The 25969-nt window shown below is 68.2% G+C and carries 26 protein-coding genes; 13 read left to right on the top strand and 13 right to left on the bottom strand.

The genetic code is table 11. The annotated features are described in order from the left end of the window. On the top strand, positions 1 to 201 hold a 201-nt coding region (locus JWQ81_RS26465), incomplete at its 5' end, for an HNH endonuclease signature motif containing protein (protein ID WP_297545627.1). Between the two features lie 563 nt (positions 202 to 764). On the opposite strand, the gene JWQ81_RS26470 is transcribed toward JWQ81_RS26465, so the two are convergent. Continuing rightward, positions 765 to 1352, bottom strand: coding sequence for a VC0807 family protein (locus JWQ81_RS26470; RefSeq protein ID WP_297545629.1), 588 nt, complete (start codon positions 1350 to 1352; stop codon positions 765 to 767). 188 nt (positions 1353 to 1540) lie between these two features. Between JWQ81_RS26470 and JWQ81_RS26475 the strand changes: the two genes are divergently transcribed. The 3 genes from JWQ81_RS26475 (at position 1541) to JWQ81_RS26485 (ending at position 5902) form a co-directional block, all read left to right on the top strand. Continuing rightward, complete coding sequence (locus tag JWQ81_RS26475; protein WP_297545631.1) at positions 1541 to 2482, top strand: DMT family transporter; 942 nt, start codon at positions 1541 to 1543, stop codon at positions 2480 to 2482. Positions 2483 to 2551: 69 nt separating this feature from the next. Next, the gene (locus tag JWQ81_RS26480; RefSeq protein ID WP_297545633.1) at positions 2552 to 4948 is read left to right on the top strand and encodes a glycosyltransferase; all 2397 of its coding nucleotides are present in this window, start codon (positions 2552 to 2554) and stop codon (positions 4946 to 4948) included. A gap of 42 nt (positions 4949 to 4990) precedes the next feature. Beyond that, entirely contained in the window at positions 4991 to 5902 is a 912-nt protein-coding gene (locus JWQ81_RS26485; RefSeq protein ID WP_297545634.1) for a glutaminase, read from the top strand. 61 nt (positions 5903 to 5963) lie between these two features. Here JWQ81_RS26485 and JWQ81_RS26490 read toward each other — a convergent pair whose 3' ends face one another. Genes JWQ81_RS26490 through fae form a run of 5 tightly spaced genes read right to left on the bottom strand, consistent with a single transcriptional unit; the run spans position 5964 to position 11145 of the window. Next, positions 5964 to 7097 carry an iron-containing alcohol dehydrogenase family protein gene (locus JWQ81_RS26490; protein WP_297545636.1) on the bottom strand — a complete coding sequence of 378 codons (1134 nt, stop codon included), beginning with the start codon at positions 7095 to 7097 and terminating at the stop codon, positions 5964 to 5966. Continuing rightward, positions 7097 to 8002, bottom strand: coding sequence for an NAD(P)-dependent oxidoreductase (locus tag JWQ81_RS26495; protein ID WP_297545638.1), 906 nt, complete (start codon positions 8000 to 8002; stop codon positions 7097 to 7099). The genes JWQ81_RS26490 and JWQ81_RS26495 overlap by 1 nt, the downstream gene beginning before the upstream one ends. Positions 8003 to 8015: 13 nt before the next feature. Continuing rightward, positions 8016 to 9506 (bottom strand): aldehyde dehydrogenase, encoded by a 1491-nt coding sequence (locus tag JWQ81_RS26500; protein WP_297545639.1) that lies wholly within the window; start codon positions 9504 to 9506, stop codon positions 8016 to 8018. Beyond that, on the bottom strand, positions 9503 to 10615 hold the full coding sequence (locus tag JWQ81_RS26505) for a mandelate racemase/muconate lactonizing enzyme family protein (RefSeq protein WP_297545640.1): 1113 nt from the start codon (positions 10613 to 10615) through the stop codon (positions 9503 to 9505). The genes JWQ81_RS26500 and JWQ81_RS26505 overlap by 4 nt, the downstream gene beginning before the upstream one ends. Next, positions 10612 to 11145, bottom strand: coding sequence for a formaldehyde-activating enzyme (gene fae, locus JWQ81_RS26510; protein ID WP_297545642.1), 534 nt, complete (start codon positions 11143 to 11145; stop codon positions 10612 to 10614). The genes JWQ81_RS26505 and fae overlap by 4 nt, the downstream gene beginning before the upstream one ends. Before the next feature lie 160 nt (positions 11146 to 11305). On the opposite strand from fae, the gene JWQ81_RS26515 reads away from it, so the two are divergent. After that, positions 11306 to 12118 carry an IclR family transcriptional regulator gene (locus tag JWQ81_RS26515; protein ID WP_297545644.1) on the top strand — a complete coding sequence of 271 codons (813 nt, stop codon included), beginning with the start codon at positions 11306 to 11308 and terminating at the stop codon, positions 12116 to 12118. An 82-nt stretch (positions 12119 to 12200) separates the two neighbouring features. Here JWQ81_RS26515 and JWQ81_RS26520 read toward each other — a convergent pair whose 3' ends face one another. The 4 genes from JWQ81_RS26520 to JWQ81_RS26535 are packed head-to-tail and all read right to left on the bottom strand — an operon-like array spanning position 12201 to position 16326. Continuing rightward, the gene (locus tag JWQ81_RS26520) at positions 12201 to 13316 is read right to left on the bottom strand and encodes an ABC transporter ATP-binding protein (protein WP_297545646.1); all 1116 of its coding nucleotides are present in this window, start codon (positions 13314 to 13316) and stop codon (positions 12201 to 12203) included. After that, positions 13313 to 14212, bottom strand: a complete 900-nt coding sequence (locus JWQ81_RS26525) for an ABC transporter permease (RefSeq protein WP_297545648.1) — start codon at positions 14210 to 14212, stop codon at positions 13313 to 13315. Before JWQ81_RS26525 ends, JWQ81_RS26520 begins: the two co-directional genes overlap by 4 nt. Next, the gene (locus tag JWQ81_RS26530; RefSeq protein ID WP_297545650.1) at positions 14209 to 15147 is read right to left on the bottom strand and encodes an ABC transporter permease subunit; all 939 of its coding nucleotides are present in this window, start codon (positions 15145 to 15147) and stop codon (positions 14209 to 14211) included. Before JWQ81_RS26530 ends, JWQ81_RS26525 begins: the two co-directional genes overlap by 4 nt. Continuing rightward, entirely contained in the window at positions 15148 to 16326 is a 1179-nt protein-coding gene (locus JWQ81_RS26535) for an ABC transporter substrate-binding protein (RefSeq protein ID WP_297545651.1), read from the bottom strand. Positions 16327 to 16539: 213 nt separating this feature from the next. Between JWQ81_RS26535 and JWQ81_RS26540 the strand changes: the two genes are divergently transcribed. After that, positions 16540 to 17301: a GntR family transcriptional regulator gene (locus JWQ81_RS26540; protein ID WP_297545654.1), complete on the top strand. Its 762-nt coding sequence runs from the start codon at positions 16540 to 16542 to the stop codon at positions 17299 to 17301. Here the strand turns inward: JWQ81_RS26540 and JWQ81_RS26545 are convergent. Further along, positions 17298 to 17507, bottom strand: a complete 210-nt coding sequence (locus JWQ81_RS26545; RefSeq protein WP_297545655.1) for a DUF2630 family protein — start codon at positions 17505 to 17507, stop codon at positions 17298 to 17300. The genes JWQ81_RS26540 and JWQ81_RS26545 overlap by 4 nt on opposite strands. A 157-nt stretch (positions 17508 to 17664) precedes the next feature. Between JWQ81_RS26545 and JWQ81_RS26550 the strand changes: the two genes are divergently transcribed. Next, positions 17665 to 18696 (top strand): LLM class flavin-dependent oxidoreductase, encoded by a 1032-nt coding sequence (locus tag JWQ81_RS26550; protein ID WP_297545657.1) that lies wholly within the window; start codon positions 17665 to 17667, stop codon positions 18694 to 18696. Here JWQ81_RS26550 and JWQ81_RS26555 read toward each other — a convergent pair. Beyond that, on the bottom strand, positions 18693 to 19106 hold the full coding sequence (locus JWQ81_RS26555; protein WP_297545658.1) for a hypothetical protein: 414 nt from the start codon (positions 19104 to 19106) through the stop codon (positions 18693 to 18695). The genes JWQ81_RS26550 and JWQ81_RS26555 overlap by 4 nt on opposite strands. 449 nt (positions 19107 to 19555) lie before the next feature. Between JWQ81_RS26555 and JWQ81_RS26560 the strand changes: the two genes are divergently transcribed. Genes JWQ81_RS26560 through JWQ81_RS26575 form a run of 4 tightly spaced genes read left to right on the top strand, consistent with a single transcriptional unit; the run spans position 19556 to position 22186 of the window. Beyond that, positions 19556 to 20155: a ferric reductase-like transmembrane domain-containing protein gene (locus JWQ81_RS26560; RefSeq protein ID WP_297545659.1), complete on the top strand. Its 600-nt coding sequence runs from the start codon at positions 19556 to 19558 to the stop codon at positions 20153 to 20155. Between the two features lie 44 nt (positions 20156 to 20199). After that, entirely contained in the window at positions 20200 to 20433 is a 234-nt protein-coding gene (locus JWQ81_RS26565) for a ferredoxin (protein ID WP_297545661.1), read from the top strand. Continuing rightward, positions 20430 to 21683, top strand: coding sequence for an FAD/NAD(P)-binding oxidoreductase (locus tag JWQ81_RS26570; protein WP_297545664.1), 1254 nt, complete (start codon positions 20430 to 20432; stop codon positions 21681 to 21683). The genes JWQ81_RS26565 and JWQ81_RS26570 overlap by 4 nt, the downstream gene beginning before the upstream one ends. A 14-nt stretch (positions 21684 to 21697) precedes the next feature. Continuing rightward, entirely contained in the window at positions 21698 to 22186 is a 489-nt protein-coding gene (locus JWQ81_RS26575) for a hypothetical protein (RefSeq protein ID WP_297545666.1), read from the top strand. A gap of 3 nt (positions 22187 to 22189) precedes the next feature. Here JWQ81_RS26575 and JWQ81_RS26580 read toward each other — a convergent pair whose 3' ends face one another. Continuing rightward, positions 22190 to 23377, bottom strand: a complete 1188-nt coding sequence (locus JWQ81_RS26580; protein WP_297545668.1) for a glycoside hydrolase family 64 protein — start codon at positions 23375 to 23377, stop codon at positions 22190 to 22192. 301 nt (positions 23378 to 23678) lie between these two features. Between JWQ81_RS26580 and JWQ81_RS26585 the strand changes: the two genes are divergently transcribed. Both JWQ81_RS26585 and JWQ81_RS26590 read left to right on the top strand, forming a co-directional pair. Then, a complete protein-coding gene (locus JWQ81_RS26585) occupies positions 23679 to 24899 on the top strand; it encodes an SGNH/GDSL hydrolase family protein (protein WP_297545670.1) in 1221 nt (406 codons plus the stop codon). A gap of 562 nt (positions 24900 to 25461) precedes the next feature. Continuing rightward, on the top strand, positions 25462 to 25969 hold a 508-nt coding region (locus JWQ81_RS26590), incomplete at its 3' end, for a DUF222 domain-containing protein (protein ID WP_297545672.1).

Below are 25969 nucleotides of genomic sequence, written 5' to 3' on the forward strand. Positions count from 1 at the left end.
GAGGGTCACCACATTATTTTCTGGATCCTCGGCGGGCCAACCGACCTGGACAACCTGACCCTCCTCTGTGAACGCCACCACCGTCTTGTCCATTGCGGTGGTTGGGAAGTGCGGATGGGTGGTGACGCGAGACCGGACTTCATCCCGCCCGCTTATCTCGATCCGCTTCGAAGACCCAGGCGCAACACCGTTCACGTGTAACAGAAAACCCACCCCAGGGCTCGTGAGTGCCGCGACCGGATCATCCGGCCGCGACACTGACGAGCCCTGACTGCATTCCCCGGCTTTCGCAACTCGCCGTCGAGTTGCTAACGCCCACAGCACTACTGAATCAGGGGACCCCTGGTACGAATCATTCGTACCAGGGGTCCCCGATACGAATGGCAGCGGACGCAGCAAGCCGCAGCAGCCTCAAGTGGCCACATCGGCACCGGTGCTACCACCGCGTGACGGACGCGACGCTCGGATCCGTACTGCGTGCCCGTCACCGCCCCGGTCGTTGCTTCAGTCGACGGAAGCCCAGCGCCACGAGCCCCGGCCTGGTGCCGCTGATGCTGGTCTTCACCACAGCACCTCACACCTGGCACCACTCGAGCCGCACCTGCCCCAGCACGCCCACCACCAAGATCACCAAAGCCGATGCGAGATCGTCAACATGACCTACCGGCGAGTTCAAGTTGGATGCAAGGAGCGTCGCTGCGGTAGACCGGAGCCCTGCACGAGGAGCCGCCCGAAATAGCGGTGGGGGAACGCCGCAGCAGGGGTTACGCAGCGGCGGGGGTGTGTCCCATCCGGAGCACGATCCCCTGGTCGCGCAGCGAACGGCGGAACCAGTACAGCGACAACACGATCGCCAGGCCCACCAGCGTGTACGACCCGGCCGTGCTCACCATCAGGAAGTTACCGACAGTCGCCTTCGCGAGCATCACCAGCGTGCCGGCGCCGTTGATGGCGAACACCAGCGCCCAGAGCAGCGATACCCGCTGGAAGAAGCGCTTCATACCAGGATGTCCGGACAACGTCGCGGGGAAGGCGCAGAAATCACCCGCGAGGCGCGCGAGGAACGGCCTATTGAGCGGCGCGGAGATTAAGAACAGGCTGGAAACCAAAAAATTCTGTAAAGTCGGCTGCAGGAAGTACAAAAAGACACTGCCGGTCACCAGGCCCAAGACGGTCCGCGCGACCAGCAGCGTCGTGGTGAGCAGCAGCACCGCGGGAACAGGCTTGCGCAGGACCAGCCGACAGACGATCACCGTGACCGACCAGCCAAGTGCGGCGAACAGCCCGCTGTCGAAGCTCACCACGGTGAGCAGGAGATAGAACAGGCCCGCCGGGACCAGCGTCGACTCCAACAGGTGCCGGCCTCCACCCCAAGCGAGCACCCGGAGTGAGGGGAGGTCGATCGTCACATGATGTCGCATACAGCTGGTGCGCTTCCTGTGTTGAGTTACGCCGGCCCGCCCGAACCGGTTGAGAACCCGACGAGCATAAAGGCCCGGTTATGGGTGCCGTGTGAGGTGCCGGACCCGAAGGGGTCGACATGAGTGTGACCGGCGTCTCGCTGATAATAGCCGTACCGGCCGCGGTGGTGGGCGCCGCCTGCATGGGACTGGCGAGCGCGGCCCAGGCCAGGGCCACCAAAGCGGTCGAAACAAGCAAACCGCTCGACCCCCGGTTGTTCCGCCGGCTCGTCGGGCAGCGGCTGTGGCTGGTAGGCATGGCGGCGACGATCCTGGGCCTGGTCATGCAGCTGATCGCGCTGGCGTACGCGCCGTTGTTGCTGGTCCAGCCCCTGCTGATCACCTCCCTGATGTTCGCCGGGGTGCTGTCGGCCAGGCTGGACCGCCGCCGCGTCGACCGGGTGATGACAGCCGGAGCCCTGACCTGCGTGGCCGGTTTGTCCGCCTTCCTCGTGCTCGCGCGGCCCAGTGGGAACGCGGACGTGCTGACGTCGGGTAGCAAACTGCTGCCACTGGGGATCACCCTCGCCGCGCTCACCCTGCTCGGGCTCGGGCTTTCCACGGTCGACACGGCGTCCGTGCGCGTGCTGGGGCTGGCGCTGGCCACCGGCGTCCTCTACGGCCTCACCGCGGGCCTGATGAAAGTGGTGGCAGGCCAGGCGCGCGGCGGGATCTTGGAACCGTTCCGGCACTGGACGTTGTACGTCGTATGCGTGATCGGGCCACTGGGCTTCCTGCTCAGCCAGAACACCTTTCAGCAGGGCCGGTTCCTGACCCCCGCGCTGGCCGTCATCACCGCGCTCGACCCGCTGGTCGGCGTTGCCATCGGGCTGTCATGGATGGGCGAGACGGCGAACGACTCGCCGCTGGCACTGGCCGGTGAAGCGGTCGCCGGCATCGTAGTGATCGTCGGGATCGTGCTGCTGGCCAACCGCGCGTCGCACCTCGCCAGTTCCCAGGCCGGGGAGCAGCGGCACGGCCGGGAGGACGGGCTCGGCTTGGCCGGGTCCATGCCCTGCTGACGTGCCGAGAACGCCGTCCTGGTCGACAATCACGCTGAACACACTTCGTTACGACGGCCAAGGGGCGCTATGGACCGCGTGCTGATCGTCTCCGCCGACATGGGCGAAGGACACAACGCGACCGGGCGTGCCCTCGAGGACGCGGTCAAGCGGCTCTGGCCACAGGCCACTGTCGGCTGGATCGACGCCCTGGAGGTGATGGGTCCGGGAATCGGGCCGCTGTTCCGCCGGATCTACGTCGCCAACGTGCAAAAGACGCCGTTGCTGTACGAGTTCTTCTACCGGCTTGTCTGGCGCTTCGGCTGGTTCGCCGTGGCGGCGAAGCGGTTTTCGGGCGCGTGGTGCGGACGGCTGCTGGCCCAGCGCGTCGCGGAGTTCCAGCCGGACCTCGTGCTCTCCACCTATCCGATGGCCACCGCCGGATTGGAGTGGCTGCGCCGGCGGGGCAGGCTGGACGCGCCGATCGGCGCGTGGGTCTCGGACTTCGCGCCGCATCCGTTCTGGGTGTACGACCGGATCGACCTGAACCTGGTCATGCACTCCGTCGCGGTGACCCCGGCGCTACGGTCCGTGCCGCGCGCGACGGTCAAGGTATCCGCGCCACCGGTCCGCGCCGCGTTCCGGCCCGGCGACCGGGATACCGCCCGGCAGCGCCTCGGCCTACCGCTCGACGCGTTCGTCGCGCTGGTGTCTTGCGGTTCGCTCGGGTTCGGCGATGCGGGGACGACCGCCGCGGAGCTGCTCGCCGCGCATCCGGCCGTCGTGCCCGTGGTGGTCTGCGGACGCAACGAGGCGCTGCAACGGAAACTGCGCCAGTTCGCGGAGCACGAGCCGCGGCTCCACGTGCTGGGCTGGACCGACCGGATGCCCGAGTTCACCCTCGCCGCCGACGTCGTGGTGACCAACGCCGGCGGTGCGACCGGGCTCGAGGCGCTGGCCTGCGGGCGGCCGGTGGTGATGCACCGGCCGATCGCGGCGCACGGCAAAGCGAACGCGCGGCTGATGGCGAAGGCCGGGCTGGCCTTGGTCTGCGAGCGGGACGGTGAACTCGCCGACGCTGTCCGCGCCCTGATCCTCGAGCCGGGGCGGCTGAAGGCGATGGCCGAGGCGGCGACCCGGCACTGCGAGTCGGCGACCAGCCTCGAAGACGGGCTGCGGGCACTCGCGTCCCGTCCCCACCGCACCCCAGCGCGGCCGCTGCGCCCGGAGGACGCGTTGTTCCTGCAGGTGCACACGCCCGAAGTGCCGCAACAGGTCGGCGCGGTCCTGGTGTTCAGCCCGAAGCCCGACGGCTCGGTGCTCACCCGCGAGGACGCGGCGTACCTGTTCGCCGCGACACCCGGGCTGAACATGCGCCTGATGCCGGGAGGCGTGTGGCGGCGGCCGAAGTGGCAGGAGCGCACCGTCAGTGCCGAAGACGTCCTTACCGAAGTCGACGTCTCCCACGGCGGCGTCGCCGTGGAGTTCGACACGGCGATGGACCAGGCGATGGACGAGTTCTTTTCGATCGGGGTCGACCCGGCCGAGCCATGCCAGGGCCGGCTGGTGGTGGGGATCGAAGGCGGCCAAGCGGCGTTGCTGATCAAGCTGCACCACGCGGCCAGCGACGGAATGGCGGTCATCGGCGCGCTCGTCGGCCGCATGCGCGGGCAGCGACCGCTCGACGCGCCGACGTCGGGCAAGACACGGCTCTCGCGCCGGAGTCTGGCATCGGCCGCCGAACTCGCTCGTGGGACGTGGGCGCTGGCGCGCGCGGGCCGTGCCCCGCGACCTCCTTGGAACACCGAAATACCTGGCCCGCAACGCCATTACAGCCGCGCTCATCTCGGGGCCGCCGACGTCCGGGCGGTCGCGCGGCGGCTGAGTACCCCGACGACGGACGTCGTGCTCGCCGTAGTGGCCGAGGCGCTGCACCGCGGCTTCGGCCCGGACGCCCCCGACCGGCTACGGGTGATGATCCCGATGTCCATGCGTGGCACGGACACCTTCCGTCAGCTGGGAAACCACACTGGCGCGGCTTCGGTGGACCTGCCCCTCGGGCCGATGTCCCTGCGCGACCGCGTCACCGGCACCCACGAGTCGCTGCACGACCAGGTCTCCGCCGGTGCCCCGCGCGCGGGGCACGCCGTCATCCGGGCGATCGGTGTGCTGCCGAACTGGCTGCACCGGCGCCTCGCGCGCCTGGTGTACCGGGGGACTTGGTTCAGCGTTATCGCCTCGGTCCTGCCGGGCGCACGCTCCGCGGTCCGTGTCGACGATGCCATCCTCTGCACGGTGTACCCGGTGCTGTCACTGGCCCCCGGAGTCCCGGTGGCCGTCGGTGTGATGACCTGGGCGGACCGGTTCACCGTGTGCGTGACGTCGACGGTCGACGGCGCCGACCGCGGCGACACCCTGGCGGCCGCCGTCACCGCCGCTTTCGCCGACCTTCAAGCGGATTCGGAGGCGGATCCGGAGGCTGGCTAGGCGGCCGAAGGGTGCAGGCCGGAGGCCTTCTACGCTGAGGCTGTGGACCTGACGCTGCTGCTGGACAAGATCATCCTCGACGTCGAGGACAAGGGTGCCCGAGGCACGGTGGCGGACTACATTCCCGCGCTGGCCAGGGTGGATCCCAGCCACTTCGGGATGGCCATCGCCGAGCTGGACGGAACCGTCCACGGCGTCGGCGATTGGCAGCATCCGTTCTCCATCCAGAGCATGTCGAAGGTCTTCACGCTCGCGCTGGTGCTGGCCCAGGCCGACGGCGCGGACGTCTGGCGGCGGGTGGGCCGCGAACCTTCGGGCGATCCGTTCAACTCGCTGGTGCAGTTGGAACACGAGGACGGCATCCCGCGCAACCCGTTCATCAACGCGGGGGCGCTGGTCGTCACCGACGAGCTCGCCCGGTACGGCGACGCGGCCGACGAGCTGCTCACATTCCTGCGCACCGAAAGCGGCGACCCCGGATTGACCGTCGACGCCGAGGTCGCGGCCTCCGAAGCCGAGCATGCCGACCGGAATCGCGCACTGGCTTACTTCATGGCCGCCTACGGCAACATCCGCCACCCGGTGCCCGAGGTCCTCGACCAGTATGTCCGGCAGTGCTCGATCGCGATGAGCTGCGGCGACCTCGCCCGGTCCGCGCTTTTCCTTGCCAGACACGGAATCCGCAACGACGGCAGCAGGTTCATCGGCCAGAGCGAGGCCAAGCGCATCAACGCCGTGATGCTGACCTGCGGAACCTACGACGCCGCCGGACAGTTCGCCTACCGCGTCGGGCTGCCCGCCAAGAGCGGCGTGGGCGGCGGCATCCTCGCGATCGTGCCCGGCCGTTGCGCGGTCTGCGTTTGGAGTCCCGGTCTGGACAAACGCGGCAACTCGGTCGCCGGCGCCACCGCCCTGGCCCGCTTCACCACCATGACCGGCTGGTCCATCTTCTGACCGCGGGCTCGAGGGCTCGTGAGTGTTCCGGCCGCTTAGAACCGGCGCGAACACTCACGAGTCAGTAGACGGCGGCGAGGATGCGCAGGATGTCGGGCTCGGTAGGGAGCAGCGGCGTGTTGCGGGTGACGGGGTCGGCGAGGGCGACGGCCGCGATGGACGGCAACATGGCACGCTCGACGCCCAGCTCGCGCAGCGGACGTTTGACGTCGATCCCGCCCGAAATCCGCCGCACGGCGTCGATCGCGGTCCCGCCGCGCACATGCATGGCTTGCGCGGCCTGTTCGTACGCTCCCACCGCGGCCTCGGCGCTGAAGTCCATGACCTCCTCGCACACCGCCGCGAGAGCGATGCCGTGCGGGGTGCCGGTGTGCGCGGTCACGGCGTGGGCGATCCCGTGCACCAGGCCGAGTCCCGAGATGGTCAGCGCCTGCCCGGCCAAATGCGCGCCGAGCATCAGCTGTGCTCGCGCTTCGAGGTCGGCGCCGTCGGCGTACGCCACGGGCAGCCACCTGCTGACCATCGCCACCGCCTGCGTCGCGTAGGCAGCCGACACCGGGTTGGCACCCCGCGACGCGAGCGATTCGATCCCGTGCACGAGCGCGTCGAACCCGGTCGCGGCGGTCACCCGAGACGGCAGGCCGAGGGTCAGCTCGGGGTCCAGCACCGCGATCCGCGGCTTCACCGAGGCGTGTCCTAAGTAGATCTTGCGGCGCGCGCACGCGTCCTCGATGACGCCGAAGCCGTTGGTTTCGGCTCCTGTCCCGGACGTCGTGGGCACGGCGACGAGCGGCAGCCCGTCGGCCGCGTCCCACAGGGCGTCCGCGTCCGCGGCCGCCGCGGCCCGGTTGCCCGCCAGCAGCGCTATGCCCTTGGCGGCGTCGAGCGCCGAGCCTCCGCCCAGCGCGACCACCGCAGCGGCACCGAAGGACCGCACGGCGGCGGCGCCCTCGTCGACGTTCTCCGTGGACGGGTTGGGGCTGACCCCGTCGTAGACGTCGTACTCCATTCCCGCCACTTCGAGTCCTTTAAGGACTTTGTCGACCAGTCCGGCCGCGCGCAGACCCTTGTCCGTGACAACAAAAGCGCGGTCGAACCCGGTCGCGGTGACGAAGTCCGGCAACCGCCCGACGACGCCGGGACCGAACTCGATCCGGCAGGTCGGGTCGATGGTCAGGGGTTCGAGGCCGCTCACTACGCCACCTCCAAGGTCGGCTCGGGCAGGCGGAACTGTTTTCCGGCAAGGGATTCGTACAGCCGCACCGGGGTCATCTCACCGGCGTGGTCGCCGTACTGGGCCTTCGCGCGCCGGTAGATCTGCTCTACCATCGCGGACAGTTCGGTGGACACCCCGACGTCGCGGCCGAGGTCCACCGCAAGGCCCAAGTCCTTGCAGGCCAACGCCATCGCGAAGGAATCGTCGTAGTCACCGGAGGCGAGGACGGACATCATGTCGTTCTCGAGAAAGTTCGAAGCCGCCGGGCTGGTGAGCAGGGCTGCGCGCAGCACGCCCAGGTCGACCCCGGCTTTGACACCCACCGCCAGCACCTCGGAAGTGGCCACGAGGTGGCAGAACCACAGCAGGTTGATCATCAGTTTGACGGTGTAGCCGGAACCGTGCGCTCCGACGTGCAGGATCTTGTCCGCCTCGCCCATCGCCATCAGCAGCGGCAGCGCCTGCCCGAAGTCCGCCGGGTGCCCGCCGACAAAGATCTGCAGCGTCCCGGTCTCGGCGCCCTTGGCCATACCGCTGACCGGCGCGTCCAACCGCCGGATGTCGAACACCTCGGCCACCCGCTCCGCCGCGGCAGGCGTCGAGGTGGACATGTCGATCCACAGCGCGCCAGGCGGCAAGGCCCGCGCGGCACCTTCCCGCACCAGCACGTCCTCGACGATGCGAGGGTTGGGCAACATCGTGATGAGCACGTCCACTTCGGACGCGCATTCGGCCGCGCTCGCCGCCCAGCGCGCACCGAGCGCGACATGCTCGGCCGCGGCCGCCTCATGGACGTCATGCACGGTGAGCACGTGGCCCGCCGAGATCAGGTTGCGGGCCATGGGTCTGCCCATATTGCCCAGTCCGATGAAACCGATTCTCATAACCAGCCTCGTTTCAGGTGAGGTCGATCCACGTGGTCTTCAAAGCGGTGTAGGAATCCAGTGCGTGCAACGACTTGTCACGTCCGGCGCCGGTGGCTTTGAAGCCGCCGAACGGGGTGATGACGTCGCTGGCGTCGAAGGTGTTGATCCAGACCGTGCCCGCGCGAAGCCGCCGCGCGGTCTGGTGCGCGACGGTGATGTCCCGCGTCCACACCGAAGCGACCAAGCCGTACTCGGTGTCGTTCGCGAGGCGCACACCTTCGTCCACATCGCCGTCGTAGGTGATCACGGCCAGCACCGGGCCGAAGATTTCCTCACGTGCGACGACGTCGTCGTTGCTGACGACGTCCAGGATCGTCGGCTGGACGAACGTCGCCGCTGCGTCACCAACGTCACCACCGAGCACGACCTTTGCGCCCGCGGCGACGCCGGTCGCGATGTAGCCGAGGACCTTCTCGTGCTGCGCGCGGTCGACGATCGGGCCGAGCACGGTGGCCGGGTCCAGCGGGTCGCCGAGCCGGAACGTCTCCCCGGTGACCTTGACGATCTCGGCCAGCAGCCGGTCCTTGACCGACGCGTGCACGATCAGCCGCGAGCCCGCGTTGCACGTCTGCCCGGCGTTGTAGAAGATGCCCCACGCGACGGCGGACGCGGCCGCGGGGATGTCGGCGTCCGGCAGCACGAGCTGCGGCGACTTGCCACCGGCTTCGACGGCGATCTGCTTGCCGTTGGACTCCCCCGCGTACACCTGGAACAGCCGGGCAACCGCCGCCGACCCGGTGAAGGCGATCTTGTCGACGTCCGCGTGCCGCCCGAGTGCCTGCCCGGCGACTTCGCCGAGCCCGGGGACGACGTTGAGCACCCCGTCTGGCAGACCGGCCTCCGTCGCCAGCCGGGCGAGGACCAAGGCCGCCAACGACGTCTGCTCGGCGGGTTTGAGCACGACCGAGTTGCCGGTGGCGATCGCCGGGGCGAGCTTCCAGGAAGCGATGAGCAGGGCGTAGTTCCATGGCACGACAGCGCCGATGACGCCCAGCGGTTCCCGGGTGATCATGGCGAGCGCGTCGGGCGGAGCGGGCGCGAGTTCGCCGTAGCTCTTGTCGATCGCCTCGGCGTACCAAGCGATCGTGTCCGCGGTTCCGCCCGCGTCGACGCGGAGCGACTCGGCGATCGGCTTACCCATCTCCAGGGTGTCGAGCAGGGCCAACTCCTCGGCGTGGGCGCGGATCAACTCGGCCCAGCGCAGCATGATGCGCTTGCGCTCCTTGGGCGACAGCTCGCGCCAGCGGCCGTCGTCGAACGCCGCGCGAGCCGCCTGCACGGCACGGTCGACATCGTCAACGCCGGCTGCGGCGACTCGCGCGAGCACGGAACCGTCCCGGGGCGATGTCGTCTCGAACGTCTCACCCGAGGCCGCTTCGGTGAACCGGCCGTCGATGAACAGCCTGGTCTCGGGACTGAGCGCGGCTGCCGCGGCCAGCCAGTCCTGGTAGGTCCGAGTCACTCGATCCGCCACCGTTCCACCGCTTCCTCGTCCAGCTCGACACCGAGCCCCGGCCGCTGCGGGACCTCGAGCTCGCCGCGATTGTTGATCATGACGGGCTCGCTCAGCATGAAGTCGCGGCGCTCGGGCGTCCAACCGGGCGGGTCGTACGGGAATTCGAAGAACGGTCCCCCGCCGACCCCGGCGGACACGTGCAGGTTGGCCAGCACGCCGATGCCGTTGGTCCAGCTGTGCGGCGTGAACTGCCGGTGCTTGAGGTGCGCGAGCTCGGCCAGCGTGCGGGCGCGGTGCATGCCGACGGCCAGCACGACGTCCATCTGGTAGACGTCCAGGACGTCCTGCTCGAGGTAGCGCAGCAACTCGGGCACCGAGTGGTGCATCTCGCCGGCGGCGATCCGGACGCCGGGGTTGTCCGCGCGCAACCTCCTGAAGCCGTCGACATCGCTGTAGGGCAACGGTTCCTCGACCCAGAAGACGTCGAGTTCGGCGAGCTGCCGGACGATCTTGCTCGTCTTGACCAAGTCCGACGCGTCGGCGGTGTCGCCGGCCATGCGCCATGACTGGTTCAGGTCGACCATGATCTCGAACTCGTCGCCGAGCGCCTCGCGGACCGCGGCGACGGCGGCGATCCCTTCGGACACGCGGTCGCGGTCGATCCGGATCTTGCCGGCGCGGAACCCGGCGGCGCGGGCACGCAGGGCGGTCTCGACGCGCTCTTCGGGCGACTTGAGCTCGGCGAAAGACGCGTAGGCGGGCAGAGCGCGGGCAGCGTTGCCGAACAACGTCGCGACCGGCAGCCCGGCGACCTTGCCGATGATGTCCCAGAGCGCGACCTCCAGCGGCCAATAGCTGCCGCCGTGGAAGTTCGCCGTCTCGATCGCCTTGACGTGGCGGACGATGTCGAGCGGGTCTTCACCGAGGAAGAGGTTCTTGAAAGCGTCGAACCCGTCCATGGTGTCACCCGAACCGATGCCGGTGACGCCGTCGTCGGTGTGGACGCGGACGATCGTGGCGTCGAAGTGGCGCCGGGGTTCGGGGTCCCAGGCGGCGCGCAGGGGCGGGTCGAGCTCCAGGCGTAGCCGGTCGAGCGTGATGTCGGTGATCTTCATCGGACGAGCGCCTCTTCGGTGGGCTGGTAGAACGGGTTCGCGGCGCCTTGGCGGGCCGCGGCGAGGACGTCGTCGACGCTCGGCGCCGCCTGGACCGCCGCCTCGATCGAGCGGTAGGCCGCCGCGCGCTGGTTGCCGAACGACTCGTCGAGGTCGTCGACGGCCGGGTTGACCCAGATCGCGGCGATGATCAGCAGGTCGTCGGCGTCGGCGGCCGGGATCAGGCCGTCCCCGAGCGCGTCGGCGACGCCCTGGGCGAGACCGGCCTGCGCCGAGCCCCAGGTGGCGCGTTCGTGCAGGTCGCCGGAGGCCGCGGCTTTGGTGACGAACAGCGTCAGCGGCTTCACCGGGACCGACGGGCGCAGCACGGTGACAAACGGGACGTGGCCGGCGCTCGGCGTGGCCAGCGCCGTCGCCCACGCCGTCTCCACCGGGCCGCCCTTGCGGCCGAGGACGAGGTTGGTGTGCGCCGCGTTGGGACCGTCGCCGACGAACGATTCACCGATCAGCGTCGTGCGCGCGAAAGTCATGACGCGATCTAAAATCGCGCCGTGGCACGGCCGCAAGGTCCCGGCGGTGATCGCAATCCGAGTTGCTCCCCTGCCAACCCGGACTCCGAACGGGGGACTCGGCGCGGGCGAGTGTGGGACACGCGGGTTTGGGCGTGGGACTCGCCGTACGCTGCGCGACATGAGTTCGCTTCGGGCGGTCGGGCACGGCCTGCGCCGTGATCTGGGCCTGCTGGAGTCGCTGGCGTCGACGGAGGCGCAGGATGCCGGCGGGCTGGGCGTCGTGCGGCTGGCGCAGCTGGTCGGCCGGGAGAAGAGCCAGGTTTCGCGCGCGCTCAAGGCGCTGGCCGAGGAAGGAATCGTCGAGCGCGATCCCGACACCCTCGAGTACCGGCTCGGTTGGCGGCTGTTTTCGCTGGTCGCGGCCACCGTCGAGAACCGGCTTGTGCGGGTTGCCGAACCGATCATGCACTCGCTGTCGGCCGAGATCGAGGAGACGAGCCACCTCTGCGTGCTGCGGGACACCGACGTGCTGACGCTGCTGTCGGTGTCCGGTCACTCGTTCCGGGTACACGGCTGGGAGGGACGCGGCGTCCCGGTCGCCTGCACCTCGGCCGGGCGTGTGCTGCTGCAGGAGTCCACCCCGGACGAGCTGTACGTGCGGTTCGGCGTCGACGGCAACCTCGCGGAGGGCTACCCGCGGTCGACAGCGCGGTCGTTGCCGGAGCTGTGGACGCGCATCCAGGAGAGCCGCCGCACCGGCTACGCGCGGGTGCTCGACGAGTTCGAGGACGGGCTGTGCGGGGTGTCGGCGCCGGTCCGGGACTTCCGCGGCCGGGTGATCGCCGCGCTCAACATCTCGGCGCCGACCGAGCGGCTCGGCCACCGGCTCGACGACGCCGGTCGCGTCACCGCCCGCGCCGCCCTCGAAGTCTCCCGTCAGCTCGGCTGGGACTCGCCCCGAAAACCCGCACCCACCACCCACCCCACCTAACCGCAACTCGACGGCGACTTGCGGCCCTTGCGGAAGCTAACTACCGCAACTCGACGGCGACTTGCGGTAGTTAGCGTGCGGGTCAGGCGAGGAGGACGGGCTTGTCGAGGAGCTTGACGCTGACACGGGCGCCGGGGCCGTACTCCGCCGACCGGTGGGACGGGACGTCGGCCAGCAGCTCGGTGCCGTCCGAGCGCAGCAGCCGCACCCGGACCGTCGCGCCGCGAAAGTTCGCGACGACGACCACCGAGTCACCCCGGTCGTCCGGCTCGATGACGACGGCTTCCGGCCGGACGAGCACGGTCACCAGGTTGCCCGCCGACACCTCACCACTGACCGGCAGGACCTGCTGACCGACCCGCACCCGGCCACCGGCCTCGGTGGTGCCCGACAGGTGGTTCATCGTGCCGACGAACTCGGCCACGAACGGCGTCGCCGGGCGGTCGTACAGCTCCGCCGGAGCGGCACACTGCTCGAGCCGTCCCGCGCGCATGACACCGACGCGGTCGGCCATCGACAGCGCCTCTTCCTGGTCGTGCGTCACGAAAACCGTGGTCACACCCAGCTCAAGCTGGATGCGCCGGATCTCGTCACGCAGCTGCTCGCGGACCTTCGCGTCGAGCGCGGACAGCGGTTCGTCGAGCAGCAGCACGCGCGGTGAGATCGCCAACGCCCTCGCGAGCGCGACCCGCTGCTGCTGCCCGCCCGAGAGCTGGTGCGGGAACTTCGTGACGTGCTCGGCGAGCCCGACGAGGTCGAGCAGCTCCCCCGCACGCGACCGGCGGGCCGACGCGTTCTGCTTACGCAGCCGCAGTCCGAACGCGACGTTGTCGAGCGCGCTCATCGTCGGAAAGAGACTGTAGGACTGGAAAACCATGCCCATGTCCCGCTTGTTCACCGGCGTCCGTGAGATGTCGCGCCCGTCGAGACGCACCTCTCCGGAGTCCGGGCGGTCGAACCCGGCCAGGATGCGCAGCGCCGTGGTTTTGCCGCAGCCCGACGGTCCGAGCAACGCCAGCAGCTCCCCTGGCTCGATCGCGAGGTCCAGCCCATCGAGCGCATGGGTGGCACCGAAGGTGCGGTGGACGCCGGCGAACTCGACGGCCGTCCCGGTCATCGCGCCGACCGAGGGCGGGCGCTGTTCGTCGAGCACGGCCACCGGTTCGGCGGTCTGGGTCAACGGTTCGAGCTCACTCATGCGGCAGCACCCTTCGCCTTCTTCACCCGGCGCGTGTTCAGCGCGCCGATCAACAGCAGCAGCAGGTTGATGATCAACAGGCTCAGCATCGAGGCCGCCACCTGCAGCTGTCCCGAATTCGCCGGCAGCTCGACGAGCCAGATCGAGAACGGCTTGTACAGCAGGATCTTCGCGATCGTGTACTCCCCCATCACCAGAGCGAAGCACAGGAACGCCGCGCTGACCACCGAAGTCCGCAGACTCGGCAACAGCACCCGGTACAGCACGGTCCCCCAGCCCGACCCCAGGTTGCGCGACGCTTCCACGAGCGTCCGGACGTCGACCGACCGGATGCCCGCGTCCAGCGCGCGGTAGGTGTAGGGCAGGCACAGGATCACGTAGATGAACGCCAGGATCAGCGGCAGCCCGGGCGAGCGGATGCCGTTGACGAGGTCGAGCGCGAACCCGCCCAGGTGATCCGGTGTCCACACGAGCGTGTCGGAAACCCCGACGACCAGTACCACCGGCGGGAACACCAGCGGTAGCAGGCACAGCATCTCGACGACCGGCTTGACCCGCGGGAAACGCAGGTGCAGCAGCAACATCGTCGGCAGCAGCAGCGCGAGCGTCACCGCGATCGTGATCACCGACAGCTCGACCGAAAGCAGCAGAGCGGTCTGGATGCTCTCCTGCCCGTTCGGCGGAGCGGCGAACACGTCTGCGTAGGCGTGGAAGTTGATCCCGCCCTTCGCCTTGTCCTGGATGGTGAACAGGAACGCGGCGAGCAGCGGGCCCAGAAAGTAGACCGCGGCGAAGAACAGGACGACCCAACGGCTTCTGCTCCCGCGTTGCGGCCCCCGGCGCGCCCGTGCGGGCGGCGGTTCGACCGGGAGGATCGGCGCGTCGATCACGGTCATGACACCCACCTCGTGGTCCGTCGCTGGAGATATTGGTACAGGAACGTCAGCGGGATGATCAGCACGACCATGTCGAGCGCGAGCGCCGCACCGAGGTTCTCCTGTCCGGAAAGGACATTGCCCGAGAGCACGCTCGCGATCTGGATCGGCACGAGCGGGAACGACCCCGACGTCAGCGCGTCCGCCGTGGCATAAGCCGAAAACGCCGAGCAGAACAACAGCAGCAGCGAGCCCAGGAAACTCGGCAGCAGGACCGGACCGGCTACATAGCGCCAGAACTGCCAACGCTTCGCGCCCAGGCTCTCGGCAGCCTCACTCCACTGCGGCTTGAGCCCTTCGAGTGCCGGGGCCATCACCAGCACCATCAGCGGCACCAGGAAGTACAGGTAGATCAGTGCGATACCGTCGACCGATTCGAGGCTGAACCCGGCGTCGCGGATGAGCGAAAAGCCGAACTGCTCCTGCAGGAAGTTCGTCACCAGACCGGATCCGCCGATGGTGGCGATGAACAGGAACGCCAGCTGGACCCCGCCCGACTGCGCGAGCACGGCAGCCGCCGCGGTGACCACTCGACGAAGTCCGGCACTACGCGAAGTCACGACCGCGTACGCGAGCAGCAAGCCGGCGACCGCGCCGACCACCGCGGTGATGGCCGACAGCAGCAGGCTGTTGCCCAACGCGGTCAGATAGACCCCGTGGACCGAGTTGGCGACGTTGTCGAAGGTGAACGTCGTCTTCGGCTCGAACTGCTGGGTGACCGGGTTGCGCGCCCGCACGGTCTTGCGGAACGCGGTGAACAGGATGACGACGATCGGCAGCACGAAAAACAGGCCGACGAAAGCGAAAAAGGGGAGCAACCCCGTCCAGGCATAGTTACGGCGGCGGGGCCGGCGACGTGCGCCGGCCCCACTCGTGTCGATCTTCGCTGAGGTCATCTACTTGACCGCGTTCGCCCATTTCTGGGTGACGACCGCTTTGGCGGCCGTCGTCTGGTCCTGCGTCGGCAGGAACGGCTTGGCGTCGGTGACCGCCGGGACCAGCGCGAGCGCGGCCTTGTCGGCAGTGCCGGCCTTCGCCAGCGCGTCCAGTTCGATCGGGCGGCCGTAGCCCTTCAGCCAGCCGTTCTGGCCTTCGGTGCTGTAGAGGTATTCCTCCCAGAGCCGGGCCGCCGCGGGGTGCGCGGCGTTGATGCTGATCGCCTGGGCGTAATAGCCCGAGACCAGGCCGTCGGTGGGAACGTTGACCTCCCAGGTCACGCCCTGGGTCTTCAGCTTCGCGGCGTTCGCGAGGTTGAGGTAGTCCCAGTCGAGCACGATCGGGGTCTCACCGGACTGGACGGTCGCGGCCGTCGCCTTGACCGGGATGAACGCGCCGTCCTTCTTGAGCTTGCCGAAGAAGTCGATGCCGGGCTGGATGTTCGTCGCCGAACCGCCGTTGGCGAGCGACGCGGCCCAGACCGCCTGGAAGGCGGCGTTGGCGCTGGTCGGGTCACCGTTCAGGGCGACCTTGCCGGCGTACGCGGGGTTGTCGAGGTCCTTGATGGTCTTCGGGCAGGTGCCGCCGACCTTGGCCGCGTTGCAGCCGATCGAAATGTAGCCGCCGTAGTCGCTCCACCACAGGCCGCCTTCGTCCTTCTGTCCGACCGGGATGTTGTCCCAGGTCGCGACCTTGTACGGCGCGTAAAGCCCGTCTTGGGCTCCGCTCAGCGCGTAGGACAGGCCGACGTCGAGGGTGTCCGGCGCGGTCGGCTGACCCTTGGTCGACTTCACCGCGTTGATCTCGTCGCCGCTGGAGCCGTCCGGGTTCTCGCTGTTGATCGTGATGCCGTACTTGGCGTGGAAGCCGTCGAGGAGGGCGCCGTAGCCGGCCCAGTCGCGGGGCAGGGTGATGACGTTGAGCGTGCCTTCCTTCTTGGCCGCCGCCACCAGCGCGTCCAGCCCGCCGCCGGCCGCGGCCGAGTTCGCGGTCTTCCAGTCGGCCGGGCCGCTGCCGCCACTACCGGTCGCGGCGCCGGTGCTGCTCGAGCACGCCGCCACGCTCATGACCAGCGCGCCCGCCACCAGGGCCAGACCCCAGGCGCGTGGGCGCGTCGTTGATCGAAGAGTGGTGTGCATTGCTGTTCTCCTTGGGAGCCAGGCCGAAGGCGGCCGCCATGGCGACGACCGACTTGTCATGACAAGAGTCTGCGGAGCCCGCCCGTCAACGGTCAACAGCTTGCGATTAATCACCATAGAGCGTTCACGCATTGTTCACAGGGCTGGTCAGATACGTGCCCGGGTGCCAGTTTTCTCGGTGTGTGATCACTTGGACATGTACTGTCAACTACCGTGGATCGCCCCCTGCACGAACAAGTCGCCGCCGAGTTGCGCCGTCGGATCACCCTCGGCGAGCTGACTGTCGGCGCTCCCCTGCCGTCCGAAGCGCAGCTCTGCGAGCAGTGGCACAGCTCGCGCGCGCCGATCAGGCAGGCGCTGGCGACCCTGCGCGCGGAAGGCTTGATCGGCGGCGGCCGCGGCAAACCACCGGTGGTGCGGCGGCAGTCACTGAGTCAGCCGTTCGACTCGTTCATGTCCTTCAGCAGTTGGGCGGAGGAGCTGGGACACGTCCCCGGCCAGCGGACCCTCGAGGTCGCGCTACGGCCCGCGCCGACCGAGATCGCCGACGCACTGGACATCGATCCGGGCGAGATGGTCGTCCAGCTGCTCCGGCTGCGGCTGCTCGACGATGTCCCCACGATGATCGAGCGCACCACGTTCGTCGAGCACGTCGGCCGAAGCTTGTTCGACTACGACTGCGACTCTGGATCGATCTACGCGTACCTGACCAGCCGCGGGCTGGAAGTCGGCGACGCCAGGCACGTCATCGACGCGGTGGGCGCCGACGAAACCGACGCCGAACTGCTCGGTCTGACCCCCGGGGTGCCGTTGCTCCGCGAGCGGCGGCTGGCCAGCACCATCGACGGCGAGGCGTTCGAGTACTCCGACGACCGCTACAAGCCGGACATCATCTCGTTCACCATCCACAACAGACTCGACGCCCAGCCCGCCCTCTCCCGCGCCTGGCAACCCCTGCGCAAATCGGGTACCTAGCGCTTCGGGGTTTGGTCGTCGTCGAAGGCGGCGAGTGCCTGACGGCGGTGCAGCAGGTCGAGGCACTCGTCGAGGTGATGTTCGAGTTCCTTGAGCCGGGCCCGGTCGGCGGCGGTGAGGCCGCCGTGGGCCAGCGCACCCTTGCGCAGGGCGTGCTCCTCGTCGATCAGATCGCTGATGCGGTTGGTGATCTCGTGCCCGGACATGCCTGCCCCTTAACGGTGACGTCGACCAACGCTGCCGAGACCGAGCTTACGGACGACGCCAAGGCTCGGCAGACCGCGCCAGCTTGGTTGACACGTCAAGTATCTGTGGGTAAATTGATGACACGTCAACCAGTTGCGGAAGGGTAAGAAGGACAGCATGGAACTCGGCCTCTACAGCTTCGGGGATCGCCATCCCGACCCACTGACCGGCGAGCAGGTCTCGGTCGCGGACAAGCTGGCCCAGACCCTCGAGCGGATCAAGCTCGCCGACGAACTGGGCCTGTCGTTCTACGGCCTCGGCGAACACCACCTCGACACCTACGCGATCTCGAACCCGGGCACGGTACTCGCGGCCGCGGCGAGCATCACCGAGCAGATCACGCTCAGTACCGCCGTCACCGTCCTCAGCACCGAAGATCCTGTTCGGCTGTACCAGCAGTTCACCACCCTCGACCAACTCAGCCGCGGCCGCGCCGAACTGCTGGCGGGCCGGGGTTCGTTCACCGAGTCGTTCCCGCTGTTCGGCGCCGACCTGGCCGACTACGACGACCTGTACGAGGAAAAACTCGCCCTGTTGCTGAAGATCGACCGCGAGGACCCGATCACCTGGTCCGGCCGGTTCCGGCCGCCACTGGACCACGCACACATCCTGCCGCGTCCGCACGGCCGGCGGTTGCGGGTTTCGGTAGGCACCGGCGGGAACCCCGAGTCGTCGATCCGCGCGGGACTGCTGGGCCTGCCCATCGTGTACGCCATCATCGGCGGCCTGCCCGAACGTTTCGCGCCACTGGTGGACCTGTACCGCCAGGCCGGCGAGTCGGGCGAACACGCGCCCGAAGACCTGCACGTGACCATGAGTGCGATCGGCCTGATCGCCCGCAACTCCCAGGACGCCAAGGAATCGTTCTATCCGTACTGGCTGGAGACGATGAAGTACGGTGCCCGCGCCCGCGGGTGGTCCGTGCCCAGCCGCGCCGACTACGACAACTACGCGCGCGGTTCGCAGTCGATCTTCGCGGGCAGCCCGAACGAGGTCGCCGACCGGCTCATCTCCGTCGGCAAGCTCGTCGGCGCCGACCGGTACGGCCTGCAGATGGACTGGGCCGGCGTGCCGCACGCCCAGGTGATGACCGCGATCGAATTGCTCGGCACGGAGGTCCTGCCGCAGGTGCGCAAGGAACTCGGTTAACGCTGGTTGCTTTCGAGGTACGCCGAGAGCCGGATGCGGAGGCCGCGCACGTCGGCGAGTGACAGCGTAAAGACGCTCGCCGGGCGGTATCCGGCGTCGCCGTTCGGGCGCCCTGCGGGACCGGTGACGTAGACAAAGCCGTCATCGTCGTCCCGCCGCGGCATCGACCAGTGCTCGGCGATCCCCCGGCCGTCCCGGCGAGACCGGGCCGCCCAGTAGGCGTGGGTCTTCATCACCTCGGCCACCACGGCGGTGAACCCGGGCAGGTCGTACTCCGGCAGTCCGATCCCGCGCCCCGCCCACACCCTGGGTAAAGCGCAGACAGCGGTGTGATCTTCCACCGAGGGCGCGCAGCGGAAGGACGCGGTCTCGCCCGCGACCTCCACTGTCCACCGTCGAAACGTCGTCATCGACGTGATGATCACGCACCCACTCAACCACGGACCCGGTTTCCCCTAACGAGCTATCCGGTCCACACGCGACTGCGACCACTCACCGGACTACCGGACAGGTCGAAACCTGGTCATCCCTGCAACTTCCGATCGGCAAGAAGAATGCCCATTTTGTCCGACTCGACGGCCGGCTGGGTTCTTCTTCCACGATCCGGACAAAGTTCTGGTCAGTTCCCGACACAACTGATAGGCTCCCGCCAGCAGTTAACCGTTAGTAATCAGTTGGTAGCAACAACGGTCCCCTACCCGTTCCAGGCAGGAAAAGGGTAAGAAAATGCGCGAACACAAGAAGCATCCCTCTCCTGGTTGAGACTGGCCTTTCACTGATCAGGCTCGGAAGTTCCCGAACTTCTCGGCTCAATTTTCGTCGGCCGCACACCAGCGGACAGACCGGTGGAGGTTTTCAAGTGGGGCTTTCCGATTTTCTGCTGGCGGCCGTCCATTCACCGCACGATTCGTCGATTCGGGCGATGGCCCAGGCTTCCGCACGGACCGCGTACGTCGCGATGTGCCTCGCCCTCGCCTGGGGTGTTTTCGCTGCCACAGGGTGGATCGGACGGTTGTCCGGACGTCGCGCCACCCGGGTCGGGCACATCACCTTGGCCCTGTTCGCGATCGTGCTGGGCACCCTGCACGCGGCCGCTTTCGTCTTCTTGACCGATCCGGACGAAGTATTCGTTCCGTCGACCCTGCTCAATCCGGTAAGTTCCGCCGGAAAGCTCAGATGGTCACTCGGCATAGTCGGTCTCGAACTCGTCATAGCGGTGCTGCTCACCTCACTTCTCCGGCGTTTTTTCATTTACCGGCGCTGGCTGAACGTGCACCGCGTCGCCTATGTCGCGGTGGCGCTCATCGTTGTGCATTCCTGGCTGGGCGCCTTCGCCAACGGCAATCTTTCCCTGCTGTGGCTGGCCGGCGTCACCGTGCTGGTACCGACGATTCTGGTCACCGTGCTGCGTTTCGTGAGTCCTCGAAAACTTGTCTCCTTGGGCTTGCTCGGCGACTGAACCACTCGGTGACCGAACCGACTAGTTGAAGCGAGAGGAAGACGATGAGCCCTCGCCGGACACTGCTCCCCACGAGCACGACCGTGAGTGTCGACAACGAACGCTGCCACCTCTACGGTTTCTGCCAGGTGGCGGCGCCGAACCTGTTCGAACTGACCGCCGGTGAGCGGCTGCGCTACGTCAGCCATGTCACCGAAGACCACGAGCCGCAGGCCCGTGACGCCGCGCGACAGTGCCCGATGCAAGCCATCCGGCTGTCCGGGCAGGTCACCGAATGACCACGGACGGCGCCAGGGACCGGGTGGTCGTCGTCGGAACCGGGCTGGCCGGGCTCCGCGCCGCGGAACGGTTGCGCGAGCTCGGGTTCACCGGCGAGATCATCATGATCGGCGAAGAGCGGCGGCGGCCTTACCACCGCCCGGCGCTGTCCAAGCAACTGCTCACCGGCAAGCTCCAAGCCGACGACCTCGCCTTCGCGACCTATTCCGAACTCGACTGCGGCTGGCGGCCCGGCACCCGGGTGCTGCAGCTGGACCCGAAGAACCGGGTCCTCATGCTGCCCGGCCGCGAGGAGCTCACCTATGACGGCCTGATCATCGCCAGCGGCGTCCAGCCGCGCCATCTCCCGGGCGTCCCCCGCCACGACCCGCGGATCCACGTCTTGCGCACGGTCGAAGACGCCGAAGCCATCAAAGCGAACCTGGCCAAGACCAAGGGCCGCGTGGTGGTGATCGGCACCGGATTCACCGGCTGCGAGCTGGCGTCCAGCCTGCGCGAGATGAAACGCGAAGTCACCCTGATCGGCCGCGGGTCGACGCTGCTCGGCGGTGTCCTCGGCGAAGAACTCGGCATGATGATGAACGAGCTGCACCTCGCCAATGGCGTCGACCTCGAACTCGGCGCGAAACCCGTCAGCTGGCACGCCACCCCCGAGCACATCGCGCTCGCGCTGGCCGACGGCCGGCTGCTCACGGCGTCCTGTGTGGTGCTGGCGGTCGGCAGCGTGCCCAACACCGAGTGGCTGGCCGCGGCCGACATCGACACCGTCGACGGTGTGCTCTGCGAGGCTACCTGCCACGTCGCCGGGATCGACGACGTCGTGGCGGCCGGTGACGTGGCGCGGTGGCCGAACCTGCGGTTCACCGAAACCGCGCGCCGCTGCGAGCACTGGCTCAACGCGATCGAGATGGGCCGCGCGGCAGCGGAAAACCTGATGGCCGGACGCGATTTCGCGAGGCCGTTCGTCCCGATTCCGCGGTTCTGGTCCGAACAGCACGGGAAACGGGTCCAGGGCGCGGGAATACCCGCGCTCGCCGAGACCTCGTTCTATGCCAGTGGCGACCGGAGCCCCCGGAGCAAGCCCACCGTGGCCTATTTCCGCGACGGGGTCCAGATCGCCGTCGTCTGCGTGGATCAGCCTCGGGCGATGCTGATCCTCACCGAGAAGCTGACCGCACAACTTCCGGTACCGGCGATCGCCGGCGCCGCACCCCAACCCCGGCTCCGGCCGCGGGCCGCCAACTGGTGAAGAGGATGTCTCGAATGGACCGCAGGTACCGCCGGACGATCAAGCCGAGGGCGCGGCGACGGCGAGTGTCGCCACCGGCACTGCTCTCGCTCGGCGGAATCGGGCTGGTGGTCGCGGTCGGCCTGGTCAGCTTCCTCGCCGTCACCTTTCCGGCCGACCGGTCCGGCACGACGACGAACGGGCTGTCCGGTCCGGCCCCCGCCAGCAGCAGCGGCACCCGTCCGCCGACCACAGCCCCCGCTTCGACGTCGCCCGCCGCTCCGGCGAGTACCACGACGTCCAGCGTGCCTCGGACCCGCGACGCTGCCTATCGCGACCCGGGCACGGGGAGCGAACCCGCGGCACCGCCGGAGAACACCGTGATCACGTCGACCGTGTCGGCTCCGCCGCCTACCGAGCCCACCTCCACCACCCCAACGCCGACACCCACCGTGACGATCATCTTTCCGGTCCCGGTGGGTGGCGGCGGACACGACGGCGGCGGTGGCCACAGCCACCGCTGACGGTCAGCTGAACGGGTCGAGCGTGACGGACGCCTGCTGCGGGTTCCCGTCGTTCACCAGCGACTCGTGGTGGCCGACGTCGTCGAAGGCGAACGCGTAGGCGTTGCCGTCGGCCATCTGCGCGTGGATCTTGCGGGCGTACTGGTTGGTCACGGTGTCCTGGTAGAAGCCCGCGGAACTGCTGTCCGGCTGGTTCGGATTGGTCAGCAGCGTCGAGCGGTTGTACCCCGCGCACAGTGTCCGCGAGATCGGGCCGCGGACCTGGTCGTTCGGCGCGTCCAACAGCTTGTAGCAGCCGAAGATGCTGTCGGAGTCGGGTTTTTGAAACGACGTGACGACCGCGCCGGAGTTGTTGGTGAAGTTCATGACGTTGCCGGAGACCTTGCCGAAGTACTTCGTGTTCGGCTGGTCTGCGAACGGCGTCACGGTCAACGTCGAAGACGCGTACTTCGTCCACACGCGATTGACGTAGTCGTTCAGGACGGTGGCGGGCAGGCCGCCGGCCTCGATCCCGTGGCCGGGAGCGAGCGCACGCAGGATCGTGCCGTCGGACCTGGTCCGGACCAGACTCGCCCAGCCGCCCGGCTGTCCGTTGAGCGCGGTGAAGAAACCGTTGTAACCGCCGGACTTCAGGTGACCGGTGGTCTTCGTGGACCCGTTGGCGACCTTGACCCCGACCGCGTAAGGCGCGGAGAACATGTCGACCTGGGTGCTGTTGATCCACAGCCCGGAGTCGTTGAGTGTGTATTCCGACCAGTTGAAGAGGATGTTCACGTTGGGGTCGCTCGGGTTCTGCACAGCGGGCTGGACGAGCCCGCCGGTCGCGAGTTTGAACACGAGCTTCTGGCCGTAGGAGAAGTAGAGCCTGCCGGAGAACTTCGGCATCTGGATCGTCAGGGACTTGCCGTTGGCAGGTCCGGGGATCGACGCGTCGGGCGCCGGGACCGGTGGGTTGCCGCCGGCGGGCCAGGCGTGGAACGTGCCGTTCGCATCGGCCCAGCCCTGCTGGCCGGTCGAGAGCAGCGTCCCGAGGTCATAGAGGTAGACCTGGTCACCGCGGCCGGAGTTGTTCGTGATCTGCAGGGGAATAGTGGTGGGGACGGCGGCCGCGATCGGCGCCGCCGCGACCAGTCCTGCGGTGGCGGTCACCGCCGCGGCGAGAAGCGTCAGTAGTTTTCGTTTGACCGACAAGGGTGCTCTCCTTCTCGAGTGGGTTCACAGGGGAGGCGGAAAAGGGGGACCACTGCCAGTCACCTCCGGCCAGGTCCTCGATCGCCTGCCAGGATCACGCCGGGAACGGGACGTGTCAATGTTCGAAGTACCGACAAGACAGGACAATTGCGGGTCCGAAATGGACTACACGACTTAAGAAAACGAGGTCTGGACCACTTAGAGGCAGTACGGGGCGATGTCAGAATTCTGTCCGGTAAAAAACCCACCATCACCTGAACGGCGGTCCCAGCGGCGACGGCCGAGGCGGACCGTGAGCGGCATGAAGCGGCTCATGACCACCGGCGCGGCACTGGTGCTGGCACTTGTCACGGTGAACGGATCGATTGCCTCGGGCGAACGTGCCCCGGCCACCCCGGGGGGTTGGGTCGGCACCTGGGCCACCGCGCCCGCCGCGGCGGTGCCGAACACCCCGGACGGCTACCCGAACTACTCGATCCGGAACGTGGTCCATACCAGTATCGGCGGGACCGGCGCCCGCGTCCGGCTGTCGAACCGGTTCGGCAGCGGCCCGCTGGTCTTCGGCCATGTGACCGTCGCGGTGGCCGCCGCGCCGGGCAGCCCCAGCGCTGTGCCCGGGACGATGCGCGTGCTCACCTTCGGCGGAGCGGCCACGATCATGGTGCCTGCCGGCTCCGACGTGCTCAGCGACCCCGCTCCCCTGACCGTGCCCCAGGACAGCGACCTGCTGGTCACCACCTACGTGCCGAGCGCGTCCGGACCGGTGACCTACCACCCGGACGCGCAGCAGACGTCGTTCTTCACCCGCACCGGCGACCACAGCACCGAGACATCCGGCGCGGCGTTCACCGAACAGACCTCGGTCTGGCACTACGTCACCGAGGTCGACGTGCAGAACCCGCGGTCCACCGGCTCGGTGGTGACGCTGGGCGACTCGATCACCGACGGCTACCAGTCCACCGTCGGCGCCGACCACCGCTGGCCCGACTACCTCAGCGACCGGCTCGCCGCCGCGAACCGGCCGCTCGGCGTGCTCAACGCGGGCATCAGCGCCAACCGGCTCCTGCTCGACGCGCCAGGCAGCGGCAACGGCCCGAACGCGCTCGCCAGGCTCGACGACGACGTGTTGCGGGTCGGCGACGCGCGCACGCTGATCGTCCTCGAAGGCATCAACGACATCCAGCAGGATCCCCACCAGACCGACCCGGCCCTGCTGATCGCGGCCTACCGGCAGCTCATCGCCCGGGCACACGCGCGCGGGATCCGCGTGCTCGGTGCCACGATCACGCCGTTCAAGGGCTGGCAGGTCTACGACAGCACGCTGGAAGCCACCCGGCAGGCCGCGAACACGTTCATCCGCACCAGCGGCGAGTTCGACGGCGTGGTCGACTTCGACAAGGCCGTGCGTGATCCGCAGGACCCCCTGCGCATGCTGCCCGCGTACGACTCCGGCGACCACCTCCACCCCGGCGACGCCGGCTACCGGGCGATGGCCGCCGCCGTCGACCTGTCGAAGCTGTAGGCGGCGCACGCACGTCGCTTCGAGGACCCCTCAAGTCCACGACATGGCGACCCTCGCAGTGGGTCCAACCTGGATCCACCGATGGATATCGTTGTGGATCTTGAGGTGGGTTTCACGTCGGGTGTGCCAGTGGTTTTCCGGATCTGGACGCGAGGATTCTGCCGGTCACCCTCGCCGGCTGACGGCGCTGGGTCGGTTCCGCCGTCAGGTCCGCTCTACTGCGGCAAGGACCGGGGCGGACTGGGGTTCCGGAGTGGCGGATCTTGGCCCGTTCCGCTGTGCCGGTGGCTGCGTTTCGTGAGCGACTGAAAGGGACTTTCCTTGCATTGGATGCACGGATAGTGCCGTTCGCAGTTCGCCACTCACGTTAAGCAACCAGCCTCGCGGGCTTGGTGCATCTGTGAGTGACACCCGCGATATGCAGTTGGACGTGAAGGCCACCTTCAGGACGTAATGCGCCGTGAAGGTGGCCTTCACGTCCAATCAATGATCACGCGCAGCGATAAGGAGGATCACCTGAAAGGGTATCGAATGGTCGTTCGAATCGCGGTAGGATAAAGGGGTGTCCAGCTCACTGATCCGGTTCCCCTCGCTCGCCGAGATTCGGCGTGCGAATCCGGTGGAAGCTGCTGAGATCGCTCGCCAACTGGCGCGGATTTACAGTGAGTGTGACGCGCTGTTTGGTGTGTTGGCGGCGAAGGTGGAGACCGAGGGTGTGAAGGTCGTCTACCAGTACCTGAACACGGCACTGTGGCTGGATGATGTCACCCAGATCGGCCCGGCGGCGACGAAGCGGATCGTGATTCGGGGTAAGGCCGTGAACTCCTCCAGTAACCTGGACGGCACGGAGATCCCCGCGATCGCGCCACTGGCCGGTGCTGCGGCACGTGCAGGCGAGATCACTCCGGCGCATGTGGATGAGATCGTGGCGACGATGATCAACATGCCCGCGACGGTGTCTGCTCGGGATCGGGCGGGTGCGGAGAAGATCCTGGTCGACCTCGCCCGGCAGGCGAAACCCCTCGAAGTCCGCAAAGCCGGCGACCGGCTCCTGAACACCTTCGACCCGG

Source organism: Amycolatopsis sp., assembly GCF_025464955.1.
In the GTDB taxonomy this organism is placed as follows: Bacteria; Actinomycetota; Actinomycetes; order Mycobacteriales; family Pseudonocardiaceae; genus Amycolatopsis.

What these genes read in the sequence shown, in the direction of transcription:
- JWQ81_RS26565 (WP_297545661.1), top strand. Translation starts at nt 20,200, where the DNA reads ATGAGCCCTCGCCGGACACTGCTCCCCACGAGCACGACCGTGAGTGTC.
- JWQ81_RS26520 (WP_297545646.1), bottom strand. Translation starts at nt 13,316, where the DNA reads ATGAGTGAGCTCGAACCGTTGACCCAGACCGCCGAACCGGTGGCCGTG.
- JWQ81_RS26570 (WP_297545664.1), top strand. Translation starts at nt 20,430, where the DNA reads ATGACCACGGACGGCGCCAGGGACCGGGTGGTCGTCGTCGGAACCGGG.
- JWQ81_RS26545 (WP_297545655.1), bottom strand. Translation starts at nt 17,507, where the DNA reads ATGTCCGGGCACGAGATCACCAACCGCATCAGCGATCTGATCGACGAG.
- JWQ81_RS26575 (WP_297545666.1), top strand. Translation starts at nt 21,698, where the DNA reads ATGGACCGCAGGTACCGCCGGACGATCAAGCCGAGGGCGCGGCGACGG.
- JWQ81_RS26475 (WP_297545631.1), top strand. Translation starts at nt 1,541, where the DNA reads ATGAGTGTGACCGGCGTCTCGCTGATAATAGCCGTACCGGCCGCGGTG.
- JWQ81_RS26505 (WP_297545640.1), bottom strand. Translation starts at nt 10,615, where the DNA reads ATGAAGATCACCGACATCACGCTCGACCGGCTACGCCTGGAGCTCGAC.
- JWQ81_RS26585 (WP_297545670.1), top strand. Translation starts at nt 23,679, where the DNA reads ATGAAGCGGCTCATGACCACCGGCGCGGCACTGGTGCTGGCACTTGTC.
- JWQ81_RS26495 (WP_297545638.1), bottom strand. Translation starts at nt 8,002, where the DNA reads ATGAGAATCGGTTTCATCGGACTGGGCAATATGGGCAGACCCATGGCC.
- JWQ81_RS26480 (WP_297545633.1), top strand. Translation starts at nt 2,552, where the DNA reads ATGGACCGCGTGCTGATCGTCTCCGCCGACATGGGCGAAGGACACAAC.
- JWQ81_RS26525 (WP_297545648.1), bottom strand. Translation starts at nt 14,212, where the DNA reads ATGACCGTGATCGACGCGCCGATCCTCCCGGTCGAACCGCCGCCCGCA.
- JWQ81_RS26530 (WP_297545650.1), bottom strand. Translation starts at nt 15,147, where the DNA reads ATGACCTCAGCGAAGATCGACACGAGTGGGGCCGGCGCACGTCGCCGG.
- fae (WP_297545642.1), bottom strand. Translation starts at nt 11,145, where the DNA reads ATGACTTTCGCGCGCACGACGCTGATCGGTGAATCGTTCGTCGGCGAC.
- JWQ81_RS26535 (WP_297545651.1), bottom strand. Translation starts at nt 16,326, where the DNA reads ATGCACACCACTCTTCGATCAACGACGCGCCCACGCGCCTGGGGTCTG.
- JWQ81_RS26515 (WP_297545644.1), top strand. Translation starts at nt 11,306, where the DNA reads ATGAGTTCGCTTCGGGCGGTCGGGCACGGCCTGCGCCGTGATCTGGGC.
- JWQ81_RS26555 (WP_297545658.1), bottom strand. Translation starts at nt 19,106, where the DNA reads ATGACGACGTTTCGACGGTGGACAGTGGAGGTCGCGGGCGAGACCGCG.
- JWQ81_RS26550 (WP_297545657.1), top strand. Translation starts at nt 17,665, where the DNA reads ATGGAACTCGGCCTCTACAGCTTCGGGGATCGCCATCCCGACCCACTG.